Origin of the sequence: Stenotrophomonas sp. TWI273, assembly GCF_039674765.1 — a bacterium.
Lineage (GTDB): Bacteria > Pseudomonadota > Gammaproteobacteria > Xanthomonadales > Xanthomonadaceae > Stenotrophomonas.
In genome coordinates this window covers 287,778-299,434 of the sequence record NZ_JBDJOA010000005.1, presented here as the reverse complement: position 1 = coordinate 299,434, position 11,657 = coordinate 287,778, and the positions used below count along the sequence as shown (strand labels likewise).

At 67.7% G+C, this 11,657-nt stretch carries 10 protein-coding genes; 4 read left to right on the top strand and 6 right to left on the bottom strand.

Features of this window, described 5'->3' with window-relative positions; all coding sequences use genetic code 11:
* Positions 1 to 63: 63 nt before the first annotated feature.
* Complete coding sequence (locus ABE571_RS09530) at positions 64 to 1,266, bottom strand: amino acid aminotransferase (RefSeq protein ID WP_070474201.1); 1,203 nt, start codon at positions 1,264 to 1,266, stop codon at positions 64 to 66.
* Positions 1,267 to 1,442: 176 nt separating this feature from the next.
* Between ABE571_RS09530 and ABE571_RS09525 the strand changes: the two genes are divergently transcribed.
* Positions 1,443 to 3,569, top strand: coding sequence for a TonB-dependent receptor (locus ABE571_RS09525; protein WP_346493617.1), 2,127 nt, complete (start codon positions 1,443 to 1,445; stop codon positions 3,567 to 3,569).
* A 10-nt stretch (positions 3,570 to 3,579) separates the two neighbouring features.
* Here the strand turns inward: ABE571_RS09525 and ABE571_RS09520 are convergent, their stop codons facing one another.
* On the bottom strand, positions 3,580 to 3,921 hold the full coding sequence (locus tag ABE571_RS09520; protein ID WP_102788774.1) for a hypothetical protein: 342 nt from the start codon (positions 3,919 to 3,921) through the stop codon (positions 3,580 to 3,582).
* A gap of 144 nt (positions 3,922 to 4,065) precedes the next feature.
* Between ABE571_RS09520 and ABE571_RS09515 the strand changes: the two genes are divergently transcribed.
* The 3 genes from ABE571_RS09515 to ligD all read left to right on the top strand — a co-directional run bounded on the left by ABE571_RS09515 (position 4,066) and on the right by ligD (position 8,090).
* Complete coding sequence (locus ABE571_RS09515) at positions 4,066 to 4,461, top strand: hypothetical protein (protein WP_346493616.1); 396 nt, start codon at positions 4,066 to 4,068, stop codon at positions 4,459 to 4,461.
* Between the two features lie 95 nt (positions 4,462 to 4,556).
* Positions 4,557 to 5,498 (top strand): Ku protein, encoded by a 942-nt coding sequence (locus ABE571_RS09510; protein WP_070474208.1) that lies wholly within the window; start codon positions 4,557 to 4,559, stop codon positions 5,496 to 5,498.
* A gap of 6 nt (positions 5,499 to 5,504) precedes the next feature.
* Positions 5,505 to 8,090 carry a DNA ligase D gene (gene ligD, locus ABE571_RS09505; RefSeq protein WP_346493615.1) on the top strand — a complete coding sequence of 862 codons (2,586 nt, stop codon included), beginning with the start codon at positions 5,505 to 5,507 and terminating at the stop codon, positions 8,088 to 8,090.
* On the opposite strand, the gene ABE571_RS09500 is transcribed toward ligD, so the two are convergent.
* From ABE571_RS09500 to adh, 4 genes are all read right to left on the bottom strand, one after another.
* Positions 8,091 to 8,486 (bottom strand): hypothetical protein, encoded by a 396-nt coding sequence (locus ABE571_RS09500; protein WP_346493614.1) that lies wholly within the window; start codon positions 8,484 to 8,486, stop codon positions 8,091 to 8,093.
* A 56-nt stretch (positions 8,487 to 8,542) separates the two neighbouring features.
* Positions 8,543 to 8,920, bottom strand: a complete 378-nt coding sequence (locus ABE571_RS09495) for a DUF779 domain-containing protein (RefSeq protein WP_070474214.1) — start codon at positions 8,918 to 8,920, stop codon at positions 8,543 to 8,545.
* An 81-nt stretch (positions 8,921 to 9,001) separates the two neighbouring features.
* Entirely contained in the window at positions 9,002 to 10,030 is a 1,029-nt protein-coding gene (gene adhP, locus ABE571_RS09490; protein ID WP_176990769.1) for an alcohol dehydrogenase AdhP, read from the bottom strand.
* A gap of 83 nt (positions 10,031 to 10,113) precedes the next feature.
* On the bottom strand, positions 10,114 to 11,643 hold the full coding sequence (gene adh / locus ABE571_RS09485; RefSeq protein WP_346493613.1) for an aldehyde dehydrogenase: 1,530 nt from the start codon (positions 11,641 to 11,643) through the stop codon (positions 10,114 to 10,116).
* Positions 11,644 to 11,657 lie beyond the last annotated feature (14 nt).

Genomic DNA, 11,657 nt, shown 5'->3' with positions numbered 1-11,657 from the left:
CCGGCGCGGCAAAGAAAAACGGCCGCGCAGGGCGGCCGTTCTGCTTCACAGGAGCACTACTGCTCAGCCCTTGCTGACGGTCGCCACGGCCTTGGCCACGTATGCCAGGTTGCCCTGGTTGAGTGCGGCCACGCAGATGCGGCCGGTGCCGACGGCGTAGATCGCGAACTCGTCGCGCAGGCGGTCCACCTGGGCGCGGCTCAGGCCGGAGTAAGAGAACATGCCGGCTTGGTCGTTGATGAAGGCGTACTCCGGTGCGCCGGCGGCGACCAGGTTCTCCACCAGACCATGGCGCAGGGCGTGGATACGCTCACGCATCTCGGTCAGTTCCGCTTCCCACACCTGGCGCAGCTCAACGCTGTTGAGCACGCCGGCCACCAGTGCCGCACCGTGGTTGGACGGGCTGGAGTAGATCGTGCGGATGATGCGCTTGACCTGCGACTGCACGGCCTTGGCCGCGTTCGCGTCCGGGGCGACCACCGACAGCGCGCCAATGCGCTCGCCATACAGCGAGAACGACTTGGAGTACGAGTTGGCGACCACGAAGCTGTCGATGCCGGCCTCGGCGATGATGCGCACGGCGGCGCCGTCTTCGCTGATGCCCTTGTCGAAGCCCTGGTAGGCCATGTCGATGAACGGGAACAGCTGGCGGTCCTTCAACAGCTCGGCCACCTGCTTCCACTGCGCGACGGTGAGGTCGGCACCGGTCGGGTTGTGGCAGCACGCGTGCAGCAGCACCACGGTGCCCGGCTGCAGCTTGCCGAGGTCGGCCAGCATGCCGTCGAAGTCCACGCCATGGGTGGCGGCATCGAAGTAGGTGTAATCGACCACCTCGAAGCCGGCCGCGCCGAACACCGCGCGATGGTTTTCCCAGCTCGGGTTGCTGATGGCGATGGTGGCGTGTGGCAACAGCTTGTGCAGCAGGTCCGCGCCGATGCGCAGCGCACCGCTGCCGCCGATGGTCTGCGAGGTGGCCACGCGACCAGCGGCCAGCAGCGGCGAATCCTTGCCGAAGACCAGCTCGCGGGTGGCCTGGTTGTAGGCCGGCAGACCGTCGATCGGCAGGTAGCCGCGCGGTTTGGCGTCAGTGGCCAGCTGCTGTTCGATCGTGTTCACGGCGCGGAGCAGCGGGATGCGGCCGCTCTCGTCGTAATAGATGCCCACGCCCAGGTTGACCTTGATCGGGCGGCTGTCGGCGTTGTAAGCCTCGGTCAGGCCCAGGATCGGGTCGCCTGGGACCAGTTCCACATTTGCAAAGAAGGACACGGCGGTACTCATTCGGATGACGGAAGGGGGAGGGTGGCGCGACGCGGAGTTGGCGGCAGAATCAGCCAAAACCGACCCATCGTAACAAAGCCCCGCCGAGGGCGCCGAGGCCGTCGTCACGTCGTCTTCCGTACCATGGCGTGCGGCACGCCCATTTACCGAGGATCCCGCCCCGCATGCTCCGTCTTACCCCGCTGGCCCGCCACTGTGCGCTGGCCTCGGCCGTGTTGCTGCCGTCGCTGGCGCAGGCCCAGAACACCCCCGCTCCCGCTGCCTCGATCGAGCGGCTGCCGACGGTCCAGGTCCAGGCCGCCCGCGTGGCGCAGGTGGCCGATATCGATCTGCCGGCCTCGCTGACCACGGTCTGGGTGGACGAGGACCGTACCGGCCCGCTGGCCCAGCTCTCCGAGGCCCTCAACGGCATCCCCGGGGTGGTCGCCCGCGATCGCCAGAACTACGCGCAGGACACCCAGCTCTCGATCCGTGGCTTCGGCGCGCGCTCGACCTTCGGTGTGCGCGGCGTACGCGTGCTGGTGGACGGTGTGCCGGCCACCATGCCCGACGGCCAGGGCCAGCTCTCCCACGCCAGCCTGCTCTCGGCGCAGCGCGTGGAGGTGTTGCGCGGGCCGTTCTCGGCGCTGTACGGCAACTCGTCCGGTGGCGTGGTCCAGGTCTGGAGCGCGGATGGCGCCGAGGGCGACCCGTGGCGCCTGCGGCTGGATACCGGCAGCAACAACACTGTCAGCGCCGGCGCCCAGCTGCGCGGCGTGCAGGGGCCGATCCGCTACAACGTGGCCGCCAACCACTTCCGCACCGATGGTTGGCGCGATCACAGCCAGGCCCGGCGCGAGTCGGTCAACGCCCGGCTGGGCACCGATGTCGGCGGCGGCCAGCTGGATTTGGTCCTGAACTACTTCGATGCGCCCGACGCACAGGATCCGCTCGGCCTCACCCGCGCCCAGGTGCGCGAGAACCCGCGTCAGGCGACCGCGGTGGCTACCCAGTACAACACCCGCAAATCCGTGCGCCAGGCCCAGGCCGGGCTGGTCTTCACCCGAACGGAGGGCGCGGAGACCTGGCGTGCGATGGGCTATGCCGGCCAGCGCAGCGTGGAGCAGTACCTGGCGATCCCACCGGGGCCGCAGGCCAACCCGCTGCACGCCGGCGGGGTGATCGATCTGGACGGGGCCTATGGCGGCCTGGACGCGCGCTGGGCGTGGCACGGTGACTGGGCCGGCCGCCCGTTGGATGTGGTGATCGGTGCCAATGCCGACCGTCAGCAGCAGGATCGCCGCGGTTACGAGAACTTCGTGGGTGATCAGGTCGGTATCAAGGGCCGCCTGCGCCGCGACCAGAGCGACCGGGTCGAGAACGTGGACCAGTTCGCGCAGGCGTGGTGGCAGTGGGCACCGCGCTGGTCGTTGCTGCTCGGTGTGCGCCACAGCACCGTCCGCTTCCGCTCCAACGACCACTACATCACCGCCGGCAATCCGGACGACAGCGGATCGCGTCGCTACGAAGCGACCACGCCGGTGGCCGGCGTGGTGTTCCGCGCCAGCGATGCCTGGCGGCTGTACGCGTCGGCCGGACGTGGCTTCGAAACCCCGACCTTCAACGAGCTGGGCTATCGCGCCGATGGCCAGGCCGGGCTGGCGCTGGATCTCTCGGCCGCCCGCAGCCGCAACCTGGAAGTCGGCAGCAAGTGGCATGGGCGCAGTGGCGCGCAGGTCGAGGCGGCGCTGTTCCGCGCCGATACCGATGACGAGCTGGCCGTGGCGAGCAACAGCGGCGGCCGCAGCACCTACCGCAACATCGGCCGCACGCGCCGCCAGGGCGCGGAGGCCAGCTATGTGCAGCCGCTGGGCGCGCAGGCGGATCTTTCGCTGGCCTACACCTGGATCGAGGCCACCGTGCGTGATCCGTATGCGCTGTGCGTGGCCGCTGGCTGCAACACGGTGGCGGCCGGCTCACGCCTGCCGGGCGTACCCAGGCAGCAGTGGAACGCGCGGGTGCAGTACCGCCCGGGCCCGTGGCAGTGGGCCGCCGAGGTGGTGGCCTCCAGCGACACCGTGGTCAACGATGTGGCCACCGACAGCGCGCCGGGCTATGCCCTGTTGAACCTGGAGGTGTCGCGGCGCTGGACCACCGCGCAGGGCACGCTGCGGGCCTTCGCGCGGATCGACAATGCGCTGGACCAGCGCTACATCGGCTCGGTGATCGTCAACGACGGCAACCAGCGCTTCTTCGAACCCGGCCCGGACCGCCGCTACAACGTGGGCCTGCAGTGGCAGTGGGCGCCCTGACCCAAGGGACTTACCTGGGCGGCTTGGCCGGCACGAAGGGTGAGGTCGGGTCGCTGGCCGGGAACGTCTCTTCCAGCGCCTCGTCCTGGTTGTCGCTGGCGTGTTCCTTGCGCTGGCGGCGCTGGTATTCATCTTCGCGGCGATGATGACCGGCCGGGCCTTTCTCGCCGGCCGCCGAATCCTTGCGGTCGCGCGGGACCGGATCCGGCGTGACCGCCACCGGCAGGTGATCGGGTGCGTCGTCGGGCACGGACATGCCGGCGCCGCGGTCTTCGGCGTCCTGGTTGTCATGTTTGGCGCGCTGCTCGCCGGGGACCGGGGCGGTGGCGTCGCGCAGGGGATCGCGGGGCATGGGAGTTCTCCAGTTGCTGTGCGCCCCACTACAGCGCGCGGCGGGTGAAGTCGCTGCGAATCCCGCCGCATCAACGAATCTGTCACGGCTGGATAACGGCGGCGGGACTATTCCTGCCTGCCCCGCCGCTGTCGGAGTCGTGTCATGCCCCGCCTGGACCGCCGTGCCGCACCCGCGTTGTTCAACGCCTACCTGCAGCCGGAACGGAGCGGGCGCCGTGCGCGCCGCGACCGCGCCGAGGACGCGCAGGCGATCGCACAGGACTACCTGCAGTACATGCGCAGCGATTATGAGCAGCGCCGCAGCCACGGCCGCCGCAGCTGGCGCGACCTGTATCCGGCCTACGCCTTCGCGCTGACCACCCACTACGCGGACTGGCCGCGCGCTGCCGATGACACCGATGGTGAGCTGGCCGAGCACTGGGAACAGATGCGCGGGCAGTCGCGGCTGGGCTGGCACCAGGCCCGCGCCGTGGTCGAAGACGCGTGGCTGGCCCTGGACCACATGCCGGCGGCGGCGGTGCACGGCCTGCTGCAGTAGCCGCGGCGTGCAGCCGGCCTGCACAGCCCGGACACAGGCGTTTCACGTGCTGCGCGGTACAGCTGCCCTCCCTGAAGTGTTGGAGTGGCGCCACCATGGCCCGACCGATCTGGACCGGCACGCTGTCATTCGGGCTGCTCAATGTCCCGGTGTCGCTGATGTCCGGCGAACGCAATGTGGATCTGCACTTCCGGATGCTGGATTCGCGCGACCGCAAACCAATCCGCTTCGAGCGCGTCAACGCGGATACCGGCGAAGAAGTGCCGTGGAAGGATATCGTCAAAGCCTACGAGTACGACAAGGGCAGCTACGTCGTATTGGAAGAAGACGACATCCGCTCGGCCGCGCCGGAAAGTCATGAGGCGGTGGAGGTGGAGACCTTCGTCGATGCCGGCACGATCGATCCGCGCTACTACGAGAAGCCCTACCTGCTGGTGCCCGCCAAGAAAGCCGAGAAAGGCTACGTGCTGCTGCGCGAAACGTTGCGCAGCACCGGCAAGGTCGGCATCGCGCGGGTCGTGGTGCGCACCCGCGAGTACCTGTGCGCGGTGATGCCGCACGGCGACGCGCTGGTACTGATGATCCTGCGCTATCCGCAGGAACTGGTGGACCCGGAAGACTACAAGCTGCCCAGCGGCAGCCTGGCCGAGTACCGGATCAACAGCAAGGAAACGGCCATGGCCGAGCAGCTGATCGAGTCGATGTCCGGCGAGTGGAAGCCGGACGAGTACCACGATGAGTTCCGCGAGCGCCTGCACACGCTGCTGAAGAAGCGGATCAAGGCCAAGGGCGGCACCACCAAGGTGGAGGAAGAGCCGGTCCCGCGCGAGGATGATGCGACCAACGTGGTCGACTTCATGTCGCTGCTGCAGAAGAGCCTGGATGCCAAGAAGCGCACGCCCGCTGCCAAAAAGACAGCGGCGAAGAAGGCCACGGCCAAGGTCGCCAAACCCACGGCGGCCAAAAAGGCGACCAAGACAGCAGGCAAGGCGACGAAGAAAACCACCAAGCGTGCACCCGCGCGCAAAGCCGGGTAAGCCCACGTGTCCCTGCAGGACTATCGCCGCAAACGCCGTTTCGACGGCACCCCCGAGCCGGACGCCGAGCGCCGCGGTGCGCTGGCGCGCCGGCCGATCTTCGTCGTGCAGCTGCACCACGCCAGTTCGCGCCATTATGATTTCCGGCTGGAAGCCGATGGCGTGCTCAAGAGCTGGGCGGTACCCAAAGGCCCCTCGCTGCGCGTCGGTGAAAAACGGCTTGCGGTGGAGGTCGAGGATCACCCGCTGTCCTACGCGACCTTTGCCGGCGACATCCCCAGTGGCCACTACGGCGCCGGGCATGTGGACGTCTACGACCACGGCACCTGGGCCTGCGATGGCGATCCGCTGGAGGCGATCGCGGCCGGCAAGGTGGACTTCGTCCTGCACGGTGAACGGCTCAAGGGCGGCTGGAAACTTGTGCGCACCGCGATGAAGGGCAAGCAGCATCAGTGGCTGTTGATCAAACGCGATGACGAGGAGGCCAGGGATATGGAGGCTGATGATCTGTTGGAGGCACCGCCCAAGGCAGGCAAGCGCGCAAGCGCGACGAAGGTTGCCGCTGCCAACGCCAGCAAAGCTGCCCCGGCAAGGAAGACCGCGCCGGCCAAGGCCGCGACAGGTAGCCCCGCACGCAAGGCCGAACGCAAGGCCGATGCGCGCTGGTCCAAGCGCGCGCTGGCCCTGCAGGGCGCTCGCACAACGCCCTACCCACATGACTTCAAGCCCCAGCTGACCGATCACCGTGCCACCGCACCGGACGGCGAGCAGTGGCTGCACGAGATCAAATGGGACGGCTATCGCCTGCTGGCCGATGTGCGCGATGGCGTGGTGTCGCTGCGCTCACGCGGCGGGTTGAACTGGACCGACGATTTCCCCGAGGTGGTGCAGGCGATCGAGCGGCTGCCGGTGCGCGATCTGCGCCTGGACGGTGAGCTGGTGGTGCTGGATGCGCAGGGCCGCAGCGACTTCACTGCATTGCAGAAGGTCATCGATGGCACCGCCAAACAGCCGCTGCGCTATGTGGTGTTCGACATGCCCGGCATCGCCGGGGTGGATGTCAGCCGGGTGCCGCTGCTGGCGCGCAAGGCCCTGCTCAAGGACCTGCTGGGCAGCAAGCCGGACACCCTGGCCTACAGCGACCATGTGCGCGACCACGGCCCGGCGGTGTTCGCCGCCAGTGGCGAGGCCGGGTTCGAAGGCATCATCAGCAAGCGGATCGATGCGCCCTACGTCAACGCACGCTCACGCGACTGGATCAAGATCAAGCACGAGAACACCGATGAGTTCCTCATCGTCGGCTATACCGAACCGAAGGGATCGCGCAGCGGTTTCGGCTCGCTGCTGATGGCCAAACCGGAAAAGGGCGGATTGCGTTATGTCGGCCGCGTCGGCACGGGCTTCGACGATGCCGCGCTGCGCGCGCTGACCAAGCAACTGATGCCCCTGACGGTGAAGGACGCGGTGGTGGCGCTGCCCACGCATGTGCCGTTCACCGCGCGCAGCGTGCACTGGGTGACGCCGGTGTTGGTGGCGGAAGTCGCTTTCCGTGGGTGGGCCAAGGAAGGGCTGCTGCGCCAGGCCAGTTTCAAGCGCCTGCGCGAGGATAAACAGCCGAAGGATCTGGGCGCCACAGCTACTGCCGTCTCCCCTACCGTCTCCACTACCGCGGCCTCCGCCACCCCGGCCGGAACGCGCGGGCGAAAGAAGGCAGCTACGGCCGCGCAGGACGAGAGCACCGTGACGATCAGCCATCCCGAGCGCGTGGTGTTCGCCAAGGCGAAGATCACCAAGGGCGAGGTGGCCGACTACTACCGCCGCATGGCGCGCTGGATCCTGCCCGAGGTGGCGCACCGCCCGCTGTCGGTGCTGCGCTGCCCGGACGGGGTGGACAAGCCCTGCTTCTTCCAGAAACACCATGGCACCGGCCTGGGTGGCGCGGTCAAGGCGATCCCGCTGGAGCAGAAGAGCGGGCGCGAAGACTACCTCTACATCGAGGACGTGGAGGGTCTGCTGCAGCTGGTGCAGATGAACACCCTGGAGCTGCATCCCTGGGGCGCCACCGTCGAGGATCCCGAACATCCGGACCGGCTGGTGTTCGATCTGGATCCGGGCGAAGGCGTGAACTGGACGCAGATCAAGGCCGCCGCACGCGATGTGCGCGCGCGTCTGCAGGAAGCCGGGCTGGAGAGTTTCGTCCGGCTCTCCGGCGGCAAGGGCGTGCACGTGGTGGTGCCCTTGCAGCCCAAGGCCGACTGGGCGCAGGCCAAGGACTTCTGCGAGGCGTTTGCGCAGGCCATGGCCACCCAGGCACCGGAGCGCTATGTGGCGACGATGAGCAAGGCAAAGCGCGACGGGGTGATCTTCATCGACTGGCTGCGCAATGCGCGCGGCGCCACCAGCGTGAGCTCGTGGTCGCTGCGGGCGCGGCCGGGTGCCGGCGTGGCGGTGCCACTGCGTTGGGAAGAACTGGGTCGCATCGCGGCGCCGGACGCCTTCCCGATGGCGAAGGCGCTGCAGCGCGCGGAGCGGCTGAAGCAGGACCCGTGGGAAGGCATGAAGCAGGTGAAGCAGGTGCTGCCGGGCAGCTGATCAGGCGCGCGCTGGCCGGAACCGCGTGCCTACCCACAGGCCCACGAATGCCTGCACCGGCAGCGAGACCAGCAGGATCACCACGAACCAGAACGGGAAATCGCTGCCGAAATCCCACGCGGTGTAGATCGATGCGGCCGCGATCACCGCCCACACCACGCCGCCGTGCACACGCGGCCAGGTGGGCGCATAACGGCTGGCAAAGGCGATCGCGGCGATGCCGCTGAGGATCGTCCAGGCCAGGTCCCAGGCCAGCTGCGGCTCGCCGCCCGGCGGAATGCGCAGCAACGGCACCAGCCACGAACCGAGGCTGGTGACCAGCACCATCACCGCGAACGCGAACACGACAGCCAGTACGGACAGCAGTGGATTCTTCAGGGCGGACCACACAGGCATGGCAGGGGCGTCACGGCGGGAGAGCCGCCATTATGGACGGGTTGCCGCGGCGTGTTTCAGACCCGGCCGGCTGCCTTGAGCTGGGCGAACTCGTCATCACTGAACAGCCGTGAGCGGACCAGGAAGCGCACGCCCTCGCCGTTCTCCAGCGAGAACATGCCGCCCCGGCCAGGCACCACGTCGATGATCAGCTGGGTGTGCTTCCAGTATTCGAACTGCGCGGGGCTGATGTAGAACGGCGCCCCGCCGATCTCGCCCATGCGCACGTCACGGTCGCCCACGATGAAATCGCCCTGGGCGAAACACATCGGCGAGGAGCCGTCGCAGCAGCCACCGGACTGGTGGAACAGCAGGTCGCCGTGGCGGGCCTGCAATGTCTCGATCAGCTGCAGGGCCGGGAGCGTGGCCATTACCTGGAGCGGAAGGTCGGGCATGATCGGGGCTCTCCGAGCCGGCCAGCGGCCGGCACTACCGTGAAACAGGCGCTGCCGATGGGTCGGCAGCGCGCCGTGTGCTTACGCGCTCATGTCCAGTACCACGCGGCCTTCGATCTTGCCGGCCTGCATGCGCGCGAAGATGTCGTTGATGTTCTCCAGCGAATCGCTGGTGACCGTCGCGGCGACCTTGCCCTGCTCGGCGAATTCCAGCGATTCCTGCAGGTCCAGGCGGGTGCCGACGATCGAGCCACGCACGGTGATGCCGTTGAGCACCATGCCGAAGATGTCCAGCGGGAAGTTGCCCGGCGGCAGGCCGTTCAACGAGACCGTGCCACCGCGGCGGACCATGCCCAGTGCCTGCTCGAAGGCCTTCGGCGAGACGGCGGTGACCAGTGCGCCATGTGCCCCGCCGATCTCCTTCTTCAGGAACGCGGCCGGGTCGGTGTTGCGTGCGTTGACCGTGATCGTCGCGCCCAGCCGCTCGGCCAGGGCGAGCTTGCCGTCATCGATATCCACTGCCGCCACGTTCAGGCCCATCGCCTTGGCGTACTGCACAGCCATGTGGCCCAGCCCGCCGATGCCGGAAATCACCACCCACTGGCCCGGCTTCGTATCGGTGACCTTCAGGCCCTTGTAGACCGTGACGCCGGCGCACAGGATCGGCGCGACCTCGATGAAGCCCACACTCTTGGGCAGCAGCCCGACATACGCCGCGTTCGCCAGAGCGTACTCGGCGAACCCGCCGTTCACCGAGTAACCGGTGTTCTGCTGCGCCTCGCACAGCGTTTCCCAACCCCCCAGGCAGTGCTCGCAATAGCCACAGGCCGAGTACAGCCACGGGATGCCGACGCGGTCGCCTTCGCGGATATGGCTGACCCCGGCGCCTACCGCCACCACGTGGCCAACGCCCTCGTGGCCGGGAATGAAGGGCGGATTGGGCTTGACCGGCCAGTCACCGTCCACCGCATGGAGGTCGGTATGGCACACGCCACAGGCTTCGATCTTCACCAGGATGTCGCCGGGCCCCGGACGCGGCACCTCGACTTCCTCGATACGCAACGGCTTTCCGAATTCGCGGACGACAGCGGCCTTCATGGTCTTGTTCATGCGTGGATCTCCGTGGATTGCCAGTCACTGCACTGTGGCGCCGGCCGCATGCCGGCGCCTTGATCGGGATCAAGCCCGGGGGCTCAGAAGAAGCCCAGCTTCTTGGGCGAATAGCTGACCAGCAGGTTCTTGGTCTGCTGGTAGTGGTCGAGCATCATCTTGTGGTTCTCGCGGCCGATGCCCGACTGCTTGTAGCCACCGAAGGCGGCATGCGCCGGATAGGCGTGGTAGCAGTTGGTCCACACCCGCCCGGCCTGGATGCCGCGGCCCATGCGGTACAGGCGCGAGGCATCGCGGCTCCACACGCCGGCACCGAGGCCGTACAAGGTGTCGTTGGCCAGCTCCAGTGCTTCTTCCTCGGTCTTGAAGGTGGTCACCGAGACCACCGGCCCGAAGATTTCTTCCTGGAACACGCGCATCTTGTTGTGGCCCTTGAACACGGTCGGCTTCACGTAGAAGCCGCCGGCCAGGTCGCCGTCGAGGGTGGCCTGCTCGCCGCCGATCAGCACCTCCGCGCCTTCCTGCCGGCCGATGTCGAAGTAGGACAGAATCTTCTCCAGCTGCTCGGAGGAGGCCTGCGCACCGACCATCGTGTTGGGGTCCAGCGGGTTGCCCTGCTTGATCGCGGCCACGCGCTTGAGCGCGCGCTCCATGAATCTGTCGTAGATCGATTCCTGGATCAGCGCACGCGACGGGCAGGTGCACACCTCGCCCTGGTTGAAGGCGAACAGCACGAAGCCTTCGATGGCCTTGTCCAGGAAATCATCGTCCTCGGCCATCACATCGGCGAAGAAAATGTTGGGCGACTTGCCGCCCAGTTCCAGCGTCACCGGAATCAGGTTCTGGCTGGCGTACTGCATGATCAGCCGGCCGGTGGTGGTTTCACCGGTGAAGGCGATCTTGGCGATGCGCGGGTTGGACGCCAGCGGCTTGCCCGCCTCCACGCCGAAGCCGCTGACCACGTTGAGCACGCCGGCCGGCAGCAGGTCGCCGATCACCTCCATCAGCACCAGGATCGAGGCCGGGGTCTGCTCGGCCGGCTTGAGCACCACGCAGTTGCCGGCGGCCAGCGCCGGCGCCAGCTTCCAGGCGGCCATCAGCATCGGGAAATTCCACGGGATGATCTGCCCGACCACGCCGAGCGGCTCGTGGAAGTGGTAGGCGATGGTGTCCTTGTCGATCTCCGACAGGCTGCCTTCCTGCGCGCGCACCGCCCCGGCGAAGTAGCGGAAGTGGTCGGCCATCAGCGGGATGTCGGCGTTGAGCGTTTCGCGGATCGGCTTGCCGTTGTCCCAGGTCTCGGCATGGGCGAGCAGCTCGAGATTTTCTTCGATGCGGTCGGCGATCCGGTTGAGGATGTTGGCGCGCTCGGTGGTCGAGGTCTGGCCCCAGGCGGTCTTGGCCGCGTGGGCGGCGTCCAGCGCCGCTTCGATGTCCTCGGCGTTGGAGCGGGCGACCTCGGTGAACACCTTGCCGGTCACCGGCGTGGTGTTGTCGAAATACTGACCGCTGCGCGGCGCCACCCACTCCCCGCCGATGTAATTGCCGTAGCGCGGCTTGAAGATGGACTGCGGGTCGGTGGCGTGCGGCTTGGCGGACGTGACGGCATTCATGGGTGCATCTCCGG